The following is a 19,967-nucleotide window of genomic DNA, read 5'->3' on the forward strand; positions in this document are numbered from 1 at the left end:
AGGTTGCGCCCCATGACCGAGTGGGACATCAAGAAGCTTCAGATCCTTCGCACCCTCCGTGATCGCGGCACCGTCACCGCGACCGCGGAGGCGTTGCTCATGACCCCCTCGGCCGTCTCCCAGCAGCTCACCAACCTCGCCAGACAGCTGGGTGTGCCACTCCTCGAGGCGCAGGGGCGGCGGGTCAGGCTCACCGATGCCGCGCATCTGGTGCTTCGGCACGCCGAGGTGGTCTTCGCCCAACTGGAGCGCGCCGACGCCGAGCTGGACGGCTATCTGCGGGGCGAGGTCGGGCAGGTACGGCTTGCGGCGTTCTCGACGGCCGTACCGGCGCTCGTGGTCCCCGCCGTGCAGCAGCTGCGCACCGCGCACCCCGGACTCGACGTCCGCGTCCGCGAGGCCGAGGCCTCCGAGGCGTACGAACTCCTCGGCGCAGGCGAGGTCGACCTGGCACTTTCGCTCGCCGCGCACGCCCCCTCCGTCCGCGACCCCAAGTTCAGCCGCGTCCCGCTCCTCGCCGACCCCCTGGACGTCGCCCTGCCCGCCGGGCACCCGCTCGCGGACGCACCCGGGCTGCGGCTCGCCGACCTCTCGGCCGAGCCCTGGATCTTCGGCGGCTCGGGCCCCTGGTCCGAGATCACCACCGCCGCCTGCGAGGCCGCCGGATTCGTGCCCGAACAGGCCCACAGCGCCGCCGGCTGGACCGCGATCCTCGCCATGGTCGAGGCGGGCATGGGCGTCGCCCTGGTGCCCCGGATGGCATCCGCGGAGCGCCGTGCCGGACTCGTCATGCGGGTCCTCTCCGCAGACCAGCCGCGCCGCCATGTCGTCGCGGCCGTACGGCGCGGGGCCGAGGAGGGCGTCGCGGTGGCGCGGGTGCTCGGCGCGCTCCGCCAGGCGGCCGCCCAGCGCGAGACCGTTCAGCAGAACTGACTGCTCATTGTTCAGCAGAGCTGAAGATACCTGTCGAAAACATTCGATGGACCGACCAGGTCCTCGGGGCGCACAGTCGACGCATGACCTTCGAGACGAGCCAGGACCAGGACCCGCACGCCAACGACGCCGCCCCCTACGGAGGAGGCGACCCGTACGCCGACTACCGCACCGGTGACTTCCCCTTCACCGAGCTGGTCGACCTGGCCGACCGCCGTCTCGGAGCCGGCGTCGTCGCCGCCAACGACGAGTTCTTCGCCGAGCGCGAGAACCTCCTCGTCCGCGAGCGCGCCGTCTTCGACCCGGAGCACTTCGGCCACAAGGGCAAGATCATGGACGGCTGGGAGACCCGCCGCCGCCGTGGTGCCGACGCCGAGAACGTCTTCCCCGCGCCCGAGGACCACGACTGGGCGATCGTCCGCCTCGGTGCCCCCGGCGTCATCCGCGGCATCATCGTCGACACCGCCCACTTCCGCGGCAACTACCCGCAGCGGGTGTCCGTCCAGGCCACCGCCGTGGAGGGCTCGCCCAGCCCCGAGCAGCTCCTCGCCGACGACGTGAAGTGGGAGGAGATCGTCCCGCCCACGCCCGTCCGCGGCCACGCCGCCAACGGCTTCGAGATCGACGTCGAGCGGCGCTTCACCCATCTGCGCCTGCGCCAGCACCCCGACGGCGGAATCGCCCGGCTGCGTGTCCACGGCGAGGTCGTGCCCGACCCCGAGTGGCTGGAGCTCCTCGGCACCCTCGACCTCATCTCCGTACTCAACGGAGGCGTGTACGAGGACGCTTCGGACAAGTTCTACTCCTCGCCGACCCAGATCATCCTGCCCGGCACCTCCCGCAAGATGGACGACGGCTGGGAGAACCGCCGCCGCAGGGTCCGCGGCACCAACGACTGGGTCCGCTTCCGGCTCGCCGCCCAGGGCGTCGTACGCGCCGTCGAGATCGACACCGCCTACCTCAAGGGCAACTCCGCCGGCTGGATCGCGCTCCAGGGCCGCAACGGCGAGACGGGCGAGTGGTTCGAGATCATCCCCCGGACCAAGCTGCAGCCCGACACCCTGCACCGCTTCAAGCTCCCCGCTCAGGCCGTCGTCACCCACGTCCGCCTCGACGCCTTCCCCGACGGCGGCGTCGCCCGGATGCGGCTGCACGGGGCGCTCACCGAGCAGGGCGCGGCCGACCTGCGCACGCGATACGCGGCGCTCGGAGGCTGACACGCTTCCGCCCGGCGGGCGGCCGCGCGCCGACGCCCGCCCGCCGAGCGGACTCAAACAGACGAAGGGGCACCTCCGTGGGGGAGGGTGCCCCTTCGTCGTTCACACCATGACCGTTACGCGGCGGCCGCGTCCGCGGCCTGCGCCTTCAGGGCGCGCTCCACGCCCGCACGGCACTCCGTCACCAGCCGCCGCAGCGCCGGAGCCGGGTCGTTCGCCGCGATCCAGGCGTCGGTGGCGTCCAGCGTCTCCTGCGAGACCTGGATCGTCGGGTAGAGCCCGACCACGATCTGCTGGATGATCTCGTGGCTGCGGGTCTCGGAGATGCCCTTGATCGAGGCGAAGTACTTCGCCGTGTACGGAGCGAGCAGCTCACGCTGGTCGGTCTGCACGAAGCCGCCGATCACCGCCTCCTGCACGGCGTTCGCCAGCTTGTCGGACTCCACGACCGACGCCCAGGCCTCCGCCTTCGCCGCCTCCGTCGGACGCGCCGACCGCGCGGTCGCGGCGTGCCGCTCACCCGCGGCCGTCGGGTCGCGCTGCAGCTCGCCCGCGATCTCCGGCTCGTCGTAGACACCGGTCGCCGCCAGCCGCTGCACGAACGCCCAGCGCAGCTCGGTGTCGACGGCCAGACCCTCGATGGACTCGCCGCCCTCCAGGAGGGCCGCCAGCAGGTCCAGCTGCTGCGGGGTCCGGGCGGTGGCCGCGAAGGCCCGCGCCCAGGCGAGCTGGTGGTCGCTGCCGGCGTCGGCGGCGCGCAGATGCGCCAGCGTCGCGTCGGTCCAGCGGGTCAGCCCGGCCTCGCGCCACTCCGGCGCCGCGTACAGGTCGAGGGCCGCCTTCACCTGGCCCTGCAGCGACTGCACCATGCCGATGTCGCTCTCCTTGGCGATGCCGGAGAGGACGAGGTCCAGGTAGTCGCGGGTGGCCAGCTCGCCGTCCCGCGTCATGTCCCAGGCCGAGGCCCAGCACAGCGCGCGCGGCAGCGACTCGGCGAAGTCCCCGAGGTGCGCGGTCACGTTCTTCAGCGACACCTCGTCGAGACGGACCTTGGCGTACGACAGGTCGTCGTCGTTGAGCAGCACCACCGCCGGACGCGTCTTGCCCTCGAGCTGCGGCACGTTCGTCAGCTCGGTGGCGGTGATGTCCAGTTCGACACGGTCCGTGCGGACCAGCTTGCCGGCCGCGTCCAGGTCGTAGAAGCCGATCGCGATCCGGTGCGGACGCAGCGTCGACTCGCCCTTGGCGCCGGCGGGCAGCGCCGGGGCCTCCTGCTTGACGGCGAAGGAGGTGATGACACCGTTCTCGTCGGCCTCGATCTCCGGGCGCAGGATGTTGATGCCGGCCGTCTCCAGCCACAGCTTCGACCAGGCCTTCAGATCACGTCCGGAGGTCTCCTCCAGCGCGCCGAGCAGGTCCGACAGACGCGTGTTCCCGAAGGCGTGCGCCTTGAAGTACGCCTGCACGCCCTTGAAGAACTCGTCCTGGCCGACGTACGCCACCAGCTGCTTCAGGACCGAGGCGCCCTTGGCGTAGGTGATGCCGTCGAAGTTGACCAGCACGTCCTCGAGATCGTTGATCTCGGCCATGATCGGGTGCGTGGACGGCAGCTGGTCCTGGCGGTACGCCCAGGTCTTCTCCGCGTTGGCGAAGGTCGTCCAGGCGTTCGGCCAGCGGGTGCCCGCCACGGACGCCTGGCAGGCGACCGAGGTGAAGGTCGCGAACGACTCGTTCAGCCACAGGTCGTTCCACCACTCCATGGTGACCAGGTCGCCGAACCACATGTGCGCGAGCTCGTGCAGGATCGTCTCGGCCCGGCGCTCGTACGCCGCGTCCGTCACCTTCGAGCGGAAGACGTACTGGTCGCGGATGGTCACCGCGCCCGCGTTCTCCATCGCGCCCGCGTTGAACTCCGGCACGAAGAGCTGGTCGTACTTCGCGAACGGGTAGTCGTACGCGAACTTCTCCTGGAACCAGTCGAAGCCCTGGCGCGTGACGTCGAAGATGTGGTCCGCGTCGAGGAACTCGGCAAGCGACGGGCGGCAGTAGATGCCGAGCGGGACGGTCTGCCCGTCCTTCTCGTAGGAGGAGTGCACCGAGTGGTACGGGCCCGCGATCAGCGCGGTGATGTACGTCGAGATCCGCGGGGTGGGGTCGAAGACCCACACGTCGTCCTTGGGCTCCGGCGTCGGCGAGTTGGAGATCACCGTCCAGCCGCTCGGCGCCTTCACGGTGAACTGGAAGGTCGCCTTCAGGTCCGGCTGCTCGAAGGAGGCGAAGACGCGGCGGGCGTCCGGCACCTCGAACTGGGTGTAGAGATAAGCCTGGTCGTCGACCGGGTCGACGAACCGGTGCAGGCCCTCACCGGTGTTCGTGTACGCGCAGTCCGCGACGACCTTCAGCTCGTTCGGGCCCTGGCGCAGATGGGCCAGCGCGATCCGCGAGTCGCGGAACACGGCGGCGACATCCAGCGCGTGGCCGTTGAGGACGGCCTCGTGCACGGCGGGGGCGACGAGGTCGATGAAGGTCTCCGCACCGGCCTCGACGGAATTGAAGCGGACGGTGGTGACGGACCGGTAGGTGCCGCCCTCCTGCGCACCGGAGAGGTCGAGGTCGACCTCGTACGCGTCCACGGTCAGCAGCTTCGCCCGCTGCTGCGCCTCTTCACGGGTCAGGTTTGTGCCAGGCACCCGGTCAACTCCTCGGTTTCGTGACGTTTGGCTCATCCTTCCACGCCGTACCTCAGCGCCGCACCGCACATTTCCACGGTCCGTCCCCGCTGATCCGCAGCAGTCCGGGACCGGGCACGGGCGCGCTGACACGGACCTCGCCGATCTCGTTGACGAGGAGGTCCTGGTCCTCCGCGTCGTACTCCGGCTCGCTCGGCGGGGTGTGCTGATGGACGGTGAAGTTGGACTCGCCGTGATGGAAGAAGTCGAGGACACCGGGCGGCCCGTCGTAGACGACGAGGTCGTGGGCGTGGCCCTCGATCCCGCTGTCGAAGCGGCGCGCGTGGGTGAGGGGGAGGACCCGCAGTGTCCAGGGGGTGTCCGCCTCGACCCGCAGCGTCAGCGGCCGGCCGCGCGGGACGAGCGCGACGGTACGGGCGCGGACGTCGTCCTCGTACGCCATGAGCAGATAGTCCTCGGCGCGGCCGTACGCGTCGCAGGACTCGATGGTGGTGGAGATCGAGTGGTACGACTCGATCTCCAGGAGCGCCCAGCCCGGCGGCAGGGAGGGGTCGCAGTGCACGGTCTCCTTGCCGCGGCCCTGGTGGACGGAGGGGCGGAAGTCGGTGGAGAAAGGGTCGACGGCGACCGGGACCGGGGACTGGGCGGTGCCCATGGCCGGCACGGGGGCCGGGTACCCCGGACCGGGGACCGGCGGCGGGGCGGGCGTGACGTAGCCCGGGCCCGGGATCGGCGGCGGCGGGGCCTCCACCACGATGCCGAAGTCCGTCGCGAGGCCGGCGAGACCGGAGGCGTACCCCTGCCCCACGGCACGGAACCGCCAGCCGCCCTCCCGCCGGTAGAACTCGCCGAAGACGAACGCCGTCTCCGTCGTCGCGTCCCCGATCGCGAAGTACGCCACCGGTCCGCCCGCGAGATCCGTGACCCGCACGTCCAGGGACAGCATCTGCCCGAAGGTCCCGCCGTCCGCGGATGCGGCGACGACCACGCGCTCGATGGCGGGCTCCACGCGCGCCAGGTCCAGCCACAGCCAGTCCGCGGCCGCGCCGCCGGGTGTTCCCGGCGCCGACTTGCCCAGATGCCGCACCGTGCCCGAGGGGTGCTCGACATGGTTGTAGAAGACGAGATCCGCGTCCCCCCGCACCCGCCCACCCGCGTCGAGCAGCAGCGCCGAGACATCCACGTCGGGCGTCCCCGGCACGGCCTGCCAGGCGACGGCGACCTGGAGGACCTGGGCGGGCACCGCGATGTTGGCACCCTTGGGTATCTGGGTCATGCTGCGGATCCTGTCATCCCGGGGCCCGGCTTCGAACGCGTTGTCCGAATTCCGCCGGAGCGTGACCACGGGACGCCGAAGGGGCGACCGCCCTTCCGGACGGTCGCCCCTCGGGCACGTATCGGCGTCAGCCCTGGCTGAGCTCCGCGGCGACCAGCTCCGCGATCTGCACCGCGTTCAGCGCGGCGCCCTTGCGCAGGTTGTCGTTGGAGAGGAACAGCGCCAGACCGTTGTCGACGGTCTCGTCCACGCGGATGCGACCCACGTACGAGGCGTCCTTGCCGGCGGCCTGGAGCGGGGTCGGGATCTCGGAGAGCTCGACGCCCTCGGCGTCCTTGAGGAGCTCGTAGGCGCGCTCGACGCTGATGGGACGCTCGAAGCGGGCGTTGACCTGGAGCGAGTGGCCGGAGAAGACCGGGACGCGTACGCAGGTGCCGGAGACCTTCAGCTCCGGAATCTCCAGGATCTTGCGGGACTCGTTGCGGAGCTTCTGCTCCTCGTCGGTCTCGTGCGTGCCGTCGTCGACCAGGTTGCCGGCCAGCGGCACCACGTTGAAGGCGATGGGGCGCCGGTAGACGTTCGGCTCGGGGAAGGCGACGGCCTCGCCGTCGAAGGCCAGCTGGTCGGCGTTCTCGGCGACGGCGCACGCCTGGGTGCGCAGCTCGGCGACACCGGCCACGCCCGAGCCGGAGACGGCCTGGTAGGTGGTGGCGACCAGCGCGGTCAGGCCGGCCTCCTGGTGGAGCGGCCGGAGGACCGGCATGGCGGCCATCGTGGTGCAGTTCGGGTTGGCGATGATGCCCTTGGGGCGGTCCTTGATCGCGTGCGGGTTGACCTCGGAGACGACCAGCGGGACCTCGGGGTCGCGGCGCCAGGCGGAGGAGTTGTCGATCACGACGGCGCCCTGGGAGGCGACCTTCTCGGCCAGCGCCTTGGAGGTGGCGCCACCGGCCGAGAACAGGACGATGTCCAGTCCGGTGTAGTCGGCGGTGGAGGCGTCCTCGACCGTGACGCCGTCGACGACGGTGCCGGCGGAGCGGGCGGAGGCGAAGAGCCGCAGCTCGTCGACGGGGAACTTCCGCTCGGCCAGGATCTTGCGCATGACTGTGCCGACCTGACCGGTGGCTCCGACGATTCCGACCTTCACGGGGACTCCTCCGTACGTTTGTGCAGGCTGCTGCCGTCCATGATGCGTATGTCCCGGCCCGCCTTGTCCAATCCATTGTCCGAGGATCGGGACGGAAACGGCGACGGGAGCGCGAGGAAACGGCGACGGAAGCGGAGACGGGGAAGGGGCGGGCACCGGTTCCGGCGCCCGCCCCTCACTCGTACAGCGGTGTTACGGAGTGACCTTGCCGATCACCACGCTGCCGGCGCCCGCGACCGTGCCGCGCGCGTTCAGCAGCTGGACCTCGCCGAAGAACTGCCGGCCCTCGGGCGCGGCACCGGCGACGAGAACCTCGGCGCCGACCTTGGCGGTCGCGCCGTTGGCCAGCGCGTAGCTCTTGGACGCGTCGACCTGGACGCTACCGAGCGCCGCCGAGTAGTACACGTCCTTGTAGTCGAAGGTCGTGCCACCCTCGGCCTGCACCGAGTAGCCGTCGATCACCACGGTGTAGGTACCGGCGGCCGGCTTGACCAGCGAGACGGCCTCCTCCGAGTCGCCGTCCGCGGCCTGGCCCACCTGCACACCGTCGCGCAGGACCGTCAGGTCGAGGTCGGCGGCCTTGTCGGAGGTGTTGCCGATCGAGATGTCGAGCCGGTCGACACCCTCACCGATGGTGACGGTCTTCGTCTGCTGCTCGTGGTGCTTGATCGTCGGCGTCTCGGCCTTCAGGGAGCCCAGCGGGCCGCCCTTCAGCTTGCCGTCGAGGGCCGCGAACTTGTTCGTGACCGTCCACTCGACGGAGGCCGGTGTGCCGACCTTCGCCTCGGCGACGGTCTGCACCGCCGGGTCGAAGTCGGCGCCGAGGACCGAGACGTCCAGCTTGAACGGGTTGTCCAGGTCCGGCGACGTACGACGGGACTCGACCTCGATCTCCCACACGCCCGGCGTCGGGTTGGCGTACGAACGCAGGTCCGCACGGCAGCCGTTGCCCGGGTTGTAGTGCGGGTAGCACACGTTGGACGCGGTGGACTCGAAGGCCACGCCGTACGGGTGGATCGAGATGAACCGGGTCTGGCTCTTCTCCTTCAGACCACCGAGGGCGACCTCGAGGGTCTTCGCGCCCTGCGGCACGGTCACGAAGTACGACTTGTGGCTGTTGCGCTGGACCGAGCCGGACGCCGAGAAGGCGTAGCCGGGCGCGGCCAGGTCGCTCGCGACGACCGAGGTGGCGAGGATCTGCTTGTCCACGCCCTCGGTGCGGTCGTCGTCGGCCTCCAGGATCACGCTGTGCACACCGGCCGAGGTCGGCCGGGCCTGGATCTTGACGGTGACCGGCTTGTTCAGCGGCAGGTCGATCTCGTCGTCGCCGAGGATCCGGAAGGTGCCGTCGTTGTACTTCAGCTCCAGCTCGTGCTCGATGGCCCGGTTCGGGCCGGTCGTGCGCGTGATGGTGACGTCGTAGACCTTCTTCTGGCCGACCTTGAGGCCGCCCTCACGGTCGTACACACCGGTGCCGGTGTGCGGGGCCGGGAAGATGGCGGTGTCGACCGGGGCCTCGACCTTGTACTCGTGCGCCGTGGCGCCGTCCTTGATCGACTCCCAGGCGTCGTTGATGTCGATCAGACCCGAGCCCTGCTCGTGGGCCGCGACACCGGAGATCCGGTGGGCGGTCGAGGTGAGCGCGGTGCGCAGGCTGAGCGGCGAGAGCTCGATGCGCTTCTGCTTCGCGGCGGAGAGCAGCAGCGCGCTCGCGCCCGCGACCTGCGGGGAGGACATCGAGGTGCCGTTGAGCATCCCGTAACCGGCGGGCAGCGCGTAGCCGGACTCGGGCACGCCGGCGCCGGCCTGCCAGGTCGGGATGGTGTTCACGGCCGAGCCCGGACCGGTGATGGTCGGGGTGAAGCCGCCGTCCTCACGCGGACCGCGGGAGGAGAAGGGGAACATGGCGTACGACTTGGTGACGGCCGAGCCGTAGTTGGCGGCCCAGGTCGACTGGGAGATCGCCGCGCCGACCGAGACGACCTTGTCGGCCAGGCCGGGGTCGCCGATCGTGTTGATGCCCGGGCCGGAGTTGCCGGCCGAGATGATCAGCTGCACGCCGTACTGGTCGATCAGACGGGTGTAGAGGCGGGCGCGGACGTTGTCGCCGTCGTTCTGCGCGGGCAGGCCGCCGATCGACATGTTGACGATGTCGACGCCACGGTTGACGACGAGGTCCGTCATGCCCTCGGTGAGGGCGGTGTTGGTGCAGCCGCCGGTCCACGTGCAGGCGCGCGAGGAGACGATCTTCGCGCCGGGCGCGGCGCCGTTCATCTTGCCGCCGAAGAGGCTGTGGGCGGCGGTGATGCCGGCGACGTGCGTGCCGTGGGAGGACTCGACGACGCCGATGTTGACGAAGTCGGCCTTCTTGCCGACCCAGGTCCCGCCGAGCGGGTCCATCGCGACGTCCTTGCGGATCTCGACGACGAACGGCGTCTTCTCGACGACCTCGGTGGCCGGGTTGTCGGTACCGAAGTAGCCGATCTGGTACCCGTCCTTGTACGGCTTCATCGGCGCGTTGTCCGTGAAGTCGTTGTTCTGGTCGGTGTCGACGCGGACGGTGCCGGCGGCCGGGTCGTACAGCATGCCGAACAGGTCGGCCGTGTCGCCGTCGCGGTTGATGTCACCGGCCGGGTCGCCGCCCGCGGTGATCGCCTCGTTGAAGCGGCTGAACTGGTAGGAGCCCTCGGGCGCCTTCCAGGACTGCGCGGAGGCGGTGAAGACGGGGCCGGCGACCGGGGTGACCTGGGCGCGCCAGGTGGCATCGCCCTCGGTCAGCGGGTCGGTGGCGGTGACCCAGTCGACGATCTTGCGCTCGCCGGTGGTGGTCTTCTGCAGCGCCGGGTGGCCCAGGTCGACACCGGAGTCGAGGATTCCGATGGTCACGCCGCGGCCGTCGGCCTTGGGGTGCTCCTGGACGAAGTCGACCGCGCCCGTCTCGTGGGACGGGTTGTACGGGTTCTTCGCCGGGGTGCTCTTGCCCGGGGCCGGGTAGGTCCGGGTGACGGTCGTGCCGTCGACGGGGCCGGTGGCGCCCGCGTCCGGGGTCGGGTCGTCCAGCTTGATCTCGGCCTGGAGGTCGATCGACTGGACCGAGGAGAGCTTGGTGGCCGCCGTGATGGCGGCCTCCGCCTTGGCGGTCGGGATGGTGGCGCGGACGTAGCCGAGCTTGTCGTCCTGCCTGCCGACCGAGGCGCCCTGGACGGCGTCGAGCTGGCCGGCGACCTGCTCGGTGGCTCCGGGGGCGGTGGCGACGAGGATCGTGACGTTCTTCTCGCCGGCCGCCTCGGCCTCGGTGAGGCGCTGGGCGTCCGTCGGGCCGAGCTTGTCGGCGGAGTCGGCGGCCTTGACCGGGGGAGTGGTCGCCGGGTCGTCGGCGGCCAGAACCGGAGCAGCACCGGCCGCGATGAGCGCGGTCACAAGTCCGGCGGCGGCGGCGATACGAGCCGCGCGTCTGTGCCCGGGGGTCGAGCGCCCGGGTATGGAGCTCTGAGATTCGGGGGTGGTCATTTACATCCCTGTTTGTGAAAGAAGAGGGTCCGGATTTCGGTACCGGATGACCGCTCAGCCAATCGCAAGTGACAGGGGTTTGTGGAGAGTTGTCGATGGCGGTTTACGGCCTTGGCACACATCCGCCACCGCGCGAGACACGCCAGAGAGAGCGAATCGCCCTCAAGCGGGGCGATTCGACTCGTGCATACCGCCGGTTAGTTGTCCTTTGTACGGGCGTAGTGGCGCGAGGCCTTGGCCCGGTTGCCGCATGTCGTCATCGAGCACCAGCGTCGCGTGCCGTTCCGTGAGGTGTCGAAGAAGTGCAGGATGCACGCCTCGTGGGCGCACGCCCGGATGCGGTCCGGCGCGGTGCGCAGCAGGTCGAGGTAGTCGCGGGCGGCGGTCCAGGCCGGCCCCCACGCGGCGTCCGTGAACTCCGCCTCCTCGCCCGGCCCCTCGGGCGTGAGCGTGGCGCGGATGCGGCCGTGCCCGAGAACGGCGTCGACGCGCGCGATGGCGGCGGGGTCGCCCGGCGCGTCGGCGAGGGCGAGCAGCGCGTCGCGGGCGGCGAGTGTGTGGCGGAGGGTCGTCGCGTCGACGGCGAAGCGCTCGTCGAGCCCGTTCGAGGCGAGCCAGACGCCCAGGCCGCCGGTGTCCGCGAGCAGGTCCTGGCGCACCCCGTCCGACATCCAGCGGGTGTTGAGCAGGTCGAGCGAGACGGGTTCGCCGAGCAGGGGCCGCGGATCGGAAACGGTCATGGCGGACACCCTCCTCGAAGAACTAACCCCTCAAGGTTACGTGACCGGTTGCGCGTCGGGTGACTAACCTCTAAAGTCAAATTAAGAGGTTAGTCAATCGATCGAAGGGGAACCGCCATGTCGGCGATCGGAACGCTGAACACCGGCCACATCGGCCTCAACGTCACGGACCTGGAGCGCTCGCTCGGCTTCTACGCGGACGTCCTGGGCTTCGAGCTGCTCCGCGAGGGCAAGGAGGACGACCGTCGGTTCGCGCTCCTGGGTCAGGGCGGCCGGCTGGTCCTCACGCTCTGGCAGCAGGCGGAGAACGCGTACGACTCCGGCCGCGCGGGCCTGCACCACCTGGCCTTCGAGGCCGAGTCGATCGACCGGGTGAAGGCGGCGGAGACGGCACTGAAGGAGCGCGGCACCTCCTTCGCCTACGAGGGCGTCGTCCCCCACGCCGAGGGCGCCTCCTCCGGCGGCATCTTCTTCCACGACCCGGACGGCACCCGCCTGGAGATCTTCACCCCGACGGGCGCGGAGAACACGGAAGCCCCGGTGGGGACCGCCCCGACCTGCGGCTTCTTCTAGTCACCAGCCCAACTCGGCCCCGTTGTGGGCAATCGTTCCGCTCGGGGGTCCCCAGGACGAAGTCCGGGGGGAGGCACGGGTGGGCGCAACGCCACGGACGCGCTGCCCGCGCAAGGGCCCGGTACCTGGGCCCCGCACACGACGAGCCCGCACTCTCGGAGGACCCCATGGCCGCCTACAACGAAGGCTCCCTCGCCGTACAGACCCGCGTCGGCGTCCGCGACCTCGCCGCCCACGTAGGCAGATCCATCGGCACCGGGATCCGCCCCATCGCCGCCGCCTTCCTCGAGCTCCAGCCCATGCTGGTGCTCGGGGCGGCGGACGCCGACGGCCGGGTCTGGAGCTCCCTCCTGACCGGCACCCCCGGCTTCGTCCGGGCGACGGGCCCCCACACGATCTCGGTCGCGGCGGCCCTCCCCGCCGGCACTCCCGACGGCACCCCCGTCGGAACGATCGCCCTGGACCCCCGCACCCGCCGCCGTATGCGCCTCAACGGCCTCGCCCGCCCCAGCGCCCGCGGCTTCACCGTCGAAGCGGAACAGGTCTTCTCCAACTGCCCGAAGTACCTCCAGAAGCGCGAGCTGTACGCGCCCGACACCACCACGCCACCCGGCACCCCGCACCACGGCATCGCGCTCAGCCCCGACCAGGAGCGGTTCGTCCGCGGGGCCGACACCTTCTTCATCGCGACCGTCGCCCCCGACGGCGCGGACGCGAGCCACCGAGGAGGCCACCCCGGTTTCGTACGGGTCGACTCGCCCACCGAACTCAGCTGGCGGGACTATCCCGGCAACGCGATGTTCCTGACCCTCGGCAATCTGGAGACCGACGACCGCGCGGGCCTGCTCTTCCTCGACTGGCACACCGGCACCACGGTCCGCCTGACCGGCCGCGCCCACACCGCATACGGCCCCGACGGGGTCCGTACCACCCGGTTCCGTATCGAGCGGACCGTCGAGACCCCGTCCGCCAGCCCCCTGCGCTGGTCCCACCCCGAGTACTCGCCCGCCAACCCACCCCTGGACTCCTGAATGGCATCCGCCCCCGCCCGCCCCCATCCCCGTGCCATGGCCACGGCGACCTCCGTCAGCGTCGCGGCCCTGGTCGCCCTTGTCGCCCTCGGCACCGTGCTGCACCAGCCCCTGCTGATCCCACCCCTGGCCGCCAGCATGGCGCTCGTCGCCGGGGCGCCCGATCTGCCGCTCTCCCAGCCCCGCTCGGTCGTCGGCGGCCAGCTGCTCTCCGCGCTCACCGGCTTCGCCGTGCTGCTTGTCGTCGGACCCGGCCTCTGGGGCGCGGCGCTCGCGGGCGGTCTCGCGCTCGGCGTCATGATGGCGGCCCGTACCCCGCACTCGCCCGCAGCGGCGACGGCCGTGATCGTCGCCCTCCAGAATCCGCCGTTCTGGAGCTTCCTCGCCCTGCTCGCCCTCGCGAGCGTGCTGCTCGTCGCCGTCGGCCTCGCCGGAGCTCGGGCCGCCGGGCGGACGTACCCGGCGTACTGGTTCTAACCTCGGTTCATGAAACAGGAGTTGAGGGTGGCGGCCTACGCCGTGTGCGTCCGTGACGACGAGGTGCTCCTCGCCCGCTGGGTCGACAGAGCGGGGGCCAAGCGATGGACCCTGCCCGGCGGCGGGATGGACCACGGCGAGGAGCCGGTCGACACCGTCGTCCGCGAGGTCGAGGAGGAGACCGGATACGTCACCGAGCCGGTCGCCCTGCTCGGCATCGACTCGATCCGCCGCGGATGGCTGCGCCGGCTCGCCGGACCGGGCGACTTCCAGGGCCTGCGGATCATCTACGAGTCCCGGATCACCGGCGGCTCCCTGCGTCACGAGATCGGCGGCTCCACCGACCTTGCCGCCTGGCATCCCCTCGCCGCCGTGCCCGACCTCGAACGCGTCGAACTCGTCGACATCGGCCTCCAGCTGTGGAGCGAGCGCCCGCCGGTCGGACGCTCCCGCCTCGCCGATCCGGCGAACGGCTGAATCTCGCTCAACCCCCGAAGGGCCCTCAACCCGCCACCCGAGGGCGGGGTCCCCTCCCGTGACCGCAGTGACACGACAGGGGAGCTCGCACGATGTCAGCCGTACGTACCGCACGCACCGCCCGTACCGTCCTCGCCGCCACCGCCGTGGCAGCGCTCGCCGCCGGAGCGCTCGCCGCGCCCGCCGTCGCGGCCACCGCGCCGAAGAAGCCGGACCACACCGCCACCCAGCAGGCCCTTGACGCGGCGGTCGAGGCGGGCGTGCCCGGCGCCGTCGCTCAGGCCCGGTCCGGCCGCGCCGGCTGGACCGGGACGGCCGGTGAGCGCGGCGGCGAGGACCGCTACCGGGTCGGTTCCATCACCAAGACCTTTGTCGCCACGGTCCTTCTCCAGCTCCAGGCCGAGGGCCGCCTCGACCTCGACGACCCCGTCGAGAAGTGGCTGCCCGGCGTGGTGCGCGGCAACGGTCACGACGGCCGCGAGATCACCGTCCGGCAACTCCTCAACCACACCAGCGGGATCTACAGCTACACCGCGGACACCGGATTCCAGGAGCGGGTCTTCGGTCCCGGCTTCCTGGAGCACCGTTACGACACCTGGACCCCGCGGCAGCTCGTCGCGATCGCGATGACCCACAAGCCGGACTTCGCCCCCGGTACCGCCTGGACCTACTCCAACACCAACTACGTCCTGGCGGGCATGGTGATCGAGAAGGTCACGGGCCGTCCGTACGGCAAGGAGGTCGAGCGGCGGATCGTCAAGCCGCTGAAGCTGCGTGCCACCAGCGTGCCCGGGACGACCGTGACGATGCCGAAGCCGAGTTCACGGGCGTTCTCGAAGCTGGCGGTCGACGACAGCGCGACGACGATTCACGACGTCACCCGGCTGAACCCGAGCCTCGCGGGCGCGGCGGGCGAGATGATCTCCGACTCGAACGATCTGCAGACCTTCTACCGGGCCCTGCTCAAGGGCACGTTGCTGCCGAAGGCCGAGATGCGGGAGATGACGAAGGCCGTGCCCGTCAGCGCCGAGGCTCCGGAGTTCTTCTACGGCCTCGGGCTGATGCAGACGAAGTTGAGCTGCGGCAAGGAGGTGTGGGGCCACGGTGGTGGCATTCACGGTTCCTCGTCGCAGGCCGTCGTCACCAGGGACGGCGAGCACTCGCTCGCCATGAACTTCAACGCCGACTGGGCGGGCGACAGTCAGACCGTCGTCGAGGCCGAGTTCTGCGGCTGATCCCCGTCCCGGCGTGTCACCGGGGCAGGACGACGACATAGGCGGCGGGCTGTCGGTCCGACGCGGCCATCAGGGCCGTACGGACCACGGTGGCCTGCTGGTCCATCGCCTCGCGCAGCTTGCGCGGGGTGATGTGGACGACCGTGATGCCGAGCCGCTCCAGGTGTTCGCGCTTACGGGTGTACTCGGACCACAGCGCGTCGTCGTCCTGCCGCGGCGCCCGGGTGTCCAGCTCCACCGCCACCGCCTGGTCCGGCCAGTACGCGTCGAGACCGCCGAGGTGCGGCCCGCCGGGCAGCCGCAGATCCACGTTCCACAGCGGGTCGGGCAGCGCGAACTCCCGCACCATCTCGTACAGCCGCTCCTCGGCGATGCTCCGGCCCTCCGCGAGCAGCGAGTCCACGGCGTCCACCACATGCGGTCGGGTGAGCAGCCGTGCCCGGTTCAACTCCCTGACCACCGCACCCGGTTCGCAGTGCCCGCCGCGCACCGCCTCGGTGAGCAGCCGGCGCACCTCGCCCGCGTCGGTCAGGTGGGACACGGCGTCGGCGAGGGCCCGGGCGACCGGGGCGACCGGCACCCCGGTGAGCTCCAGCGGCTCGGGCATGTCCTGGGCGCGCTCCACCCGGACCCAGGCGGTGGACCGCAAGCGGCGGGTGCGCGGCACCAGGACGTCGATCCGGTCCAGCGAGAGCAGTGGGGGAGCGGACGAGAAGCGCTGCAGGGCGAGCGCGGCGAGCCCGGTGATCATCGCGTCGGGGCTCTGGGAGGGCACCATGCCGGAGCGGCGGGCATAGAGGAGCGCGGCCTGCAGCCGCTCCTCGCTGGTGGGCTGCCCCGGGTGCGGCAGGAAGACGCCGGGCAGGATCTGCTGCCATCCGCCGCCCGGCTTGCAGCGTGCGGCGACCTCGGCGCCGGACATCCCTCGGGCGCGCAACTGGGAGGCGGACAGGACGCGTTGGTGGTTCTCCGTGTGAGGGGGGAGGGGGAGCGGGCGGGGGCTGATGGGGGTGTTGTGGTTCATGACGGGGGTCTTCCGCTTCCCGGACCTCCGCTAACCGCTGTTACAAGCGCGTCACCAAACCGGGACAAGCTCGCCCTAAAGTACGCGCGTTCGAGTGCCGAAAAGGCGCCACCGCCGCCGCGCTCCCCCATCCCGTCATGGCAGACGTTCCGCAGGGGCTGACCTCACACCCCCGCGGAACGCCTGCCCTCAGGGTGCGTCAGTTCGCCCCGTCACACGCCTGCGCCCGCAGCGCCCTCGCCAGGTCGTCCCGCGACTCCAGGACCAGCCGGCGCAGCGCGGGCGCCGCGTCCTCGTGCGCGGACAGCCACGCGTCCGTCGCCGCGAGCGTGGACGCGTCGTCCTGCAGGCCGGGGAACAGCCCCCGGACCACGTCCATGCCGATCTGGATCGACCGCTCGGCCCACACCCGCTCGATCGCGGCGAAGTACTTCTCCGCGTACGGCGCGATCAGCTCCCGCTGCGAGGGCTGTGCGAAGCCCGCGATCGTCGCCTCCACCAGCGCGTTCGACAGCGTGTCCGACTCGACGACCTGAGCCCACGCCTGCGCCTTGACCGCCGCCGAGGGCCGGGCCGCCAGACAGCGCACCTGGTGGCGCTTGCCGGTCGCCGTGTCGTCGAGGGCCAGCTCCTCGCCGATCCGGGTCTCGTCCGCCCGGCCGTGCGTGGCCAGCGGCTCCAGGAACGACCAGCGCAGCTCCTGGTCGACCTCGAGGCCGTCGATCCTCGCCGTACCGTCGAGCAGACCCCCCAGGAGCTGGAAGTCCGCGTCGGAGGCGGCCGTCGCCGCGAAGAACCGCGCCCAGGTCAGCTGGTGCTCACTGCCCGGCTCGGCAACGCGCAGCTCGCGCAGCCCACCCTCGGCGAGCAGCCGGCCGCCCTCCGCACGCCACTCGGGCGCCGCGTAGTGCGTGACCGCCGAGCGCGCCCAGGCATGCACCATCTGGAGCACGCCGATGTCCGTCTCACGGCCGGCGAACTCCAGCGCCACCGCGACGAAGTCCCGGGCCGGCATCAGACCGTCCCGCGTCAGGTTCCACAGCGCCGACCAGCACAGGGCGCGGGCCAGGGGGTCGGTGATGTCGCCGAGGTGCGCCCGCAGCGTGGTCAGCGAGCCGTCGTCGAAACGGATCTTGCAGTAGGTCAGGTCGTCGTCGTTGACGAGCACGAGGTCGGGCCGCTCCTCGCCCGCCAGCTCGGCGACGGCCGTCCGCGCCCCGGTGATGTCCGCCTCCGCCCGCGCGTAGCGGACCAGCTCGCCCTCGGGCGACAGCCGGTACAGACCCACCGCCGCCCGGTGCGGGCGAAGCTCGTCGCCCTCCTGGACGACGGCCAGCTCCGTGACGCGTCCCTCCGCGTCGTACGTGACGACCGGCGTCAGGGTGTTGACGCCCGAGGTCTGCAGCCAGGCCCGCGACCACGCCCTCATGTCGCGCCCGGAGGTCTCCTCCAGGACCGACAGCAGATCGGCGAGACGGGTGTTCCCGTACGCGTGCCGCTTGAAGTAGCGGCGCGCGCCCTCGAGGAACGCGTCCCGGCCCGCGTACGCCACCAGCTGCTTCAGGACCGAGGCGCCCTTGGCGTACGTGATGCCGTCGAAGTTCAGCTTGGCGTCCTCCAGGTCATGGATGTCGGCCGTGATCGGGTGCGTGGACGGCAGCTGGTCGGCGCGGTACGCCCACGACTTGCGGTTGTTGGCGAAGGTCACCCAGCTGTTGGTGAAGCGGGTCGCCTCCGCGAGCGAGAACGAGCCCATGAAGTCGGCGAAGGACTCCTTCAGCCACAGGTCGTCCCACCACACCATGGTGACCAGGTCGCCGAACCACATGTGCGCCATCTCGTGCAGGATGACGTTCGCCCGGCGCTCGTACGCCGCCTGCGTCACCTTGCCGCGGTAGATGTACTCCTCGCGGAAGGTCACCATGCCCGGGTTCTCCATCGCGCCGAGGTTGTACTCGGGGACGAAGGCCTGGTCGTACTTCCCGAAGGGGTACGGATAGTCGAAGTTGTCGTGGAAGAAGTCGAAGCCCTGCTTGGTGATCAGGAAGACGTCGTCCGCGTCGAAGTGCTTGGCGAGCCCCTTGCGGCACATCGCGCCGAGCGGGATCTCGATGTCCCCGCGCTTGTACGTGTCCGTGACGTAGTGGTACGGCCCGGCCACGACGCAGGTGATGTACGTGGAGATCGCCGCCGTCTCGGCGAACCGCCACACCCCCTCGGCGTCCTGCTCGCCCACGCCGTTCGACCAGACCGTCCAGCCCTCCGGCGCGGTCACCTCGAAGCGGTACGGGGCCTTGAGGTCGGGCTGCTCGAAATTGGCGAAGACCCGGCGGGCGTCGGCCGGCTCGTACTGCGTGTAGAGGTAGACCTCGCCGTCCTCCGGGTCGACGAAGCGGTGCATGCCCTCGCCGGTCCGGCTGTAGGCGCACTGCGCGTCCACCACCAGAACGTTCTCGTCGGCGAGGCCGTCCAGCGCGATCCGCGCACCGTCGAAGACGACGGCCGGGTCGAGCGCGCGCCCGTTCAGCTCGACGGAGGTCACGGCCGGGGCGATCAGGTCCACGAAGGTGGCGGAGCCCGCGCCGGTACGGCGGAAGCGGATCGTCGTCACCGAGCGGAAGGTGCGCAGCTCTTCTCCGGACTCGCCGACCGCCGACCGCAGATCGAGGGCGACCTCGTACCCGTCGACGGACAGCAGCGCGGCCCGCTCGCGGGCCTCGTCGCGGGACAGATTCTCACCGGGCACGGTCACTCCTTCGTGGCGCCTTCGAAACAGCACCGATCCTCCCATGTGCCACTGACGGACGGCACTCGGGGAATGTCTCCGCCGACCGGTGGTGTTGCCCCGTCTGGCGCATAGACAGCCGTGACTGAGGAGTGACATGCCCGAGAACAGGACCACCGCCGACTTCTGGTTCGATCCGCTGTGCCCGTGGGCCTGGATGACCTCCCGCTGGATGCTGGAGGTCGAGAAGGTGCGCCCGGTCGACGTGCGCTGGAAGGTCATGAGCCTGGCCGTCCTCAACGAGAACAAGCTCGACGAGGTCTCCCCCGAGTACCGGGAGATGCTGGAGACCAAGGCCTGGGGCCCGGTCCGTGTGGTCGTGGCGGCCCAGCAGCTGCACGGCGACGAGGTCCTCGGCAAGCTCTACACCGCGCTCGGCACCCGCTTCCACAACAACGGCGAGGGCCCCACGCGCGAGGCGATCTCGGCGGCCCTCGCGGACGTCGGCCTGCCGGCCGAGCTGGTGGACTACGCGGACAAGGACACCTACGACACCGAGCTGCGCGCCTCCCACAAGGAGGGCATCGACAAGGTCGGCCAGGACGTCGGCACGCCGGTCATCTCCGTCCCGGACGCGGACGGCGAGCACGTCGCCTTCTTCGGCCCGGTCGTGACGCCGACCCCGCGCGGCGAGGCGGCGGCCCGGCTGTGGGACGGCACCCTGCTCGTGGCCTCGACGCCCGGCTTCTACGAGATCAAGCGCACCCGGACGGCGGCGCCGAGCTTCGAGTAGGACCCCGGCCCGGCCATGGAAGAACCCCCGTGATTCACGTCATCACGGGGGTTCTTCTTTCATCCGCCCGCAGGTGAAGGTTGAGAAGACGATCACGAGCAGGACGAGCGGGGCAGATC

The 19,967-nt window shown here is 70.9% G+C and carries 15 protein-coding genes; 8 read left to right on the top strand and 7 right to left on the bottom strand.

What is annotated here, in order from left to right:
- Positions 1–12: 12 nt before the first annotated feature.
- Together ACZ561_RS07385 and alc are read left to right on the top strand one after the other, a co-directional pair.
- Complete coding sequence (locus ACZ561_RS07385) at positions 13–933, top strand: LysR family transcriptional regulator (RefSeq protein ID WP_470990722.1); 921 nt, start codon at positions 13–15, stop codon at positions 931–933.
- An 83-nt stretch (positions 934–1,016) separates the two neighbouring features.
- The gene (alc, locus tag ACZ561_RS07390; protein WP_470990723.1) at positions 1,017–2,150 is read left to right on the top strand and encodes an allantoicase; all 1,134 of its coding nucleotides are present in this window, start codon (positions 1,017–1,019) and stop codon (positions 2,148–2,150) included.
- Positions 2,151–2,266: 116 nt separating this feature from the next.
- On the opposite strand, the gene pepN (ACZ561_RS07395) is transcribed toward alc, so the two are convergent.
- From pepN (ACZ561_RS07395) to ACZ561_RS07415, 5 genes are all read right to left on the bottom strand, one after another.
- A complete protein-coding gene (pepN, locus tag ACZ561_RS07395; RefSeq protein ID WP_470990724.1) occupies positions 2,267–4,840 on the bottom strand; it encodes an aminopeptidase N in 2,574 nt (857 codons plus the stop codon).
- Positions 4,841–4,892: 52 nt separating this feature from the next.
- Positions 4,893–6,116, bottom strand: a complete 1,224-nt coding sequence (locus tag ACZ561_RS07400; protein ID WP_470990725.1) for a TerD family protein — start codon at positions 6,114–6,116, stop codon at positions 4,893–4,895.
- Positions 6,117–6,243: 127 nt separating this feature from the next.
- Complete coding sequence (locus tag ACZ561_RS07405) at positions 6,244–7,263, bottom strand: aspartate-semialdehyde dehydrogenase (protein WP_470990727.1); 1,020 nt, start codon at positions 7,261–7,263, stop codon at positions 6,244–6,246.
- 192 nt (positions 7,264–7,455) lie between these two features.
- Entirely contained in the window at positions 7,456–10,773 is a 3,318-nt protein-coding gene (locus ACZ561_RS07410) for a S8 family serine peptidase (protein WP_470990729.1), read from the bottom strand.
- A gap of 197 nt (positions 10,774–10,970) precedes the next feature.
- Positions 10,971–11,513 carry a CGNR zinc finger domain-containing protein gene (locus tag ACZ561_RS07415; protein ID WP_470990731.1) on the bottom strand — a complete coding sequence of 181 codons (543 nt, stop codon included), beginning with the start codon at positions 11,511–11,513 and terminating at the stop codon, positions 10,971–10,973.
- Between the two features lie 117 nt (positions 11,514–11,630).
- Between ACZ561_RS07415 and ACZ561_RS07420 the strand changes: the two genes are divergently transcribed.
- The 5 genes from ACZ561_RS07420 to ACZ561_RS07440 all read left to right on the top strand — a co-directional run bounded on the left by ACZ561_RS07420 (position 11,631) and on the right by ACZ561_RS07440 (position 15,306).
- Positions 11,631–12,086: a VOC family protein gene (locus tag ACZ561_RS07420; protein ID WP_470990733.1), complete on the top strand. Its 456-nt coding sequence runs from the start codon at positions 11,631–11,633 to the stop codon at positions 12,084–12,086.
- 167 nt (positions 12,087–12,253) lie between these two features.
- Positions 12,254–13,117 (top strand): pyridoxamine 5'-phosphate oxidase family protein, encoded by an 864-nt coding sequence (locus tag ACZ561_RS07425; protein WP_470990735.1) that lies wholly within the window; start codon positions 12,254–12,256, stop codon positions 13,115–13,117.
- 36 nt (positions 13,118–13,153) lie between these two features.
- On the top strand, positions 13,154–13,594 hold the full coding sequence (locus ACZ561_RS07430; RefSeq protein ID WP_470990737.1) for an HPP family protein: 441 nt from the start codon (positions 13,154–13,156) through the stop codon (positions 13,592–13,594).
- A gap of 9 nt (positions 13,595–13,603) precedes the next feature.
- Positions 13,604–14,071: an NUDIX hydrolase gene (locus ACZ561_RS07435; RefSeq protein ID WP_470990739.1), complete on the top strand. Its 468-nt coding sequence runs from the start codon at positions 13,604–13,606 to the stop codon at positions 14,069–14,071.
- Between the two features lie 92 nt (positions 14,072–14,163).
- A complete protein-coding gene (locus ACZ561_RS07440) occupies positions 14,164–15,306 on the top strand; it encodes a serine hydrolase domain-containing protein (protein WP_470990741.1) in 1,143 nt (380 codons plus the stop codon).
- A gap of 16 nt (positions 15,307–15,322) precedes the next feature.
- Here ACZ561_RS07440 and ACZ561_RS07445 read toward each other — a convergent pair whose 3' ends face one another.
- Both ACZ561_RS07445 and pepN (ACZ561_RS07450) read right to left on the bottom strand, forming a co-directional pair.
- Positions 15,323–16,330: a hypothetical protein gene (locus ACZ561_RS07445; RefSeq protein ID WP_470990743.1), complete on the bottom strand. Its 1,008-nt coding sequence runs from the start codon at positions 16,328–16,330 to the stop codon at positions 15,323–15,325.
- 199 nt (positions 16,331–16,529) lie between these two features.
- Positions 16,530–19,076: an aminopeptidase N gene (pepN, locus tag ACZ561_RS07450; RefSeq protein WP_470990745.1), complete on the bottom strand. Its 2,547-nt coding sequence runs from the start codon at positions 19,074–19,076 to the stop codon at positions 16,530–16,532.
- 136 nt (positions 19,077–19,212) lie between these two features.
- Here pepN (ACZ561_RS07450) and ACZ561_RS07455 point away from each other — a divergent pair, with 136 nt between their 5' ends.
- A complete protein-coding gene (locus ACZ561_RS07455; RefSeq protein WP_470990747.1) occupies positions 19,213–19,848 on the top strand; it encodes a mycothiol-dependent nitroreductase Rv2466c family protein in 636 nt (211 codons plus the stop codon).
- The last annotated feature ends 119 nt before the right edge of the window (positions 19,849–19,967 follow it).

This window comes from Streptomyces sp. NPDC039609, from assembly GCF_055596705.1.

Excerpts from the sequence above, each read along its gene's own strand:
- ACZ561_RS07385 (WP_470990722.1), top strand. The coding sequence starts at position 13 with ATGACCGAGTGGGACATCAAGAAGCTTCAGATCCTTCGCACCCTCCGT.
- alc (WP_470990723.1), top strand. The coding sequence starts at position 1,017 with ATGACCTTCGAGACGAGCCAGGACCAGGACCCGCACGCCAACGACGCC.
- ACZ561_RS07400 (WP_470990725.1), bottom strand. The coding sequence starts at position 6,116 with ATGACCCAGATACCCAAGGGTGCCAACATCGCGGTGCCCGCCCAGGTC.
- ACZ561_RS07410 (WP_470990729.1), bottom strand. The coding sequence starts at position 10,773 with ATGACCACCCCCGAATCTCAGAGCTCCATACCCGGGCGCTCGACCCCC.
- ACZ561_RS07415 (WP_470990731.1), bottom strand. The coding sequence starts at position 11,513 with ATGACCGTTTCCGATCCGCGGCCCCTGCTCGGCGAACCCGTCTCGCTC.
- ACZ561_RS07420 (WP_470990733.1), top strand. The coding sequence starts at position 11,631 with ATGTCGGCGATCGGAACGCTGAACACCGGCCACATCGGCCTCAACGTC.
- ACZ561_RS07425 (WP_470990735.1), top strand. The coding sequence starts at position 12,254 with ATGGCCGCCTACAACGAAGGCTCCCTCGCCGTACAGACCCGCGTCGGC.
- ACZ561_RS07430 (WP_470990737.1), top strand. The coding sequence starts at position 13,154 with ATGGCCACGGCGACCTCCGTCAGCGTCGCGGCCCTGGTCGCCCTTGTC.
- ACZ561_RS07435 (WP_470990739.1), top strand. The coding sequence starts at position 13,604 with ATGAAACAGGAGTTGAGGGTGGCGGCCTACGCCGTGTGCGTCCGTGAC.
- ACZ561_RS07440 (WP_470990741.1), top strand. The coding sequence starts at position 14,164 with ATGTCAGCCGTACGTACCGCACGCACCGCCCGTACCGTCCTCGCCGCC.
- ACZ561_RS07445 (WP_470990743.1), bottom strand. The coding sequence starts at position 16,330 with ATGAACCACAACACCCCCATCAGCCCCCGCCCGCTCCCCCTCCCCCCT.
- ACZ561_RS07455 (WP_470990747.1), top strand. The coding sequence starts at position 19,213 with ATGCCCGAGAACAGGACCACCGCCGACTTCTGGTTCGATCCGCTGTGC.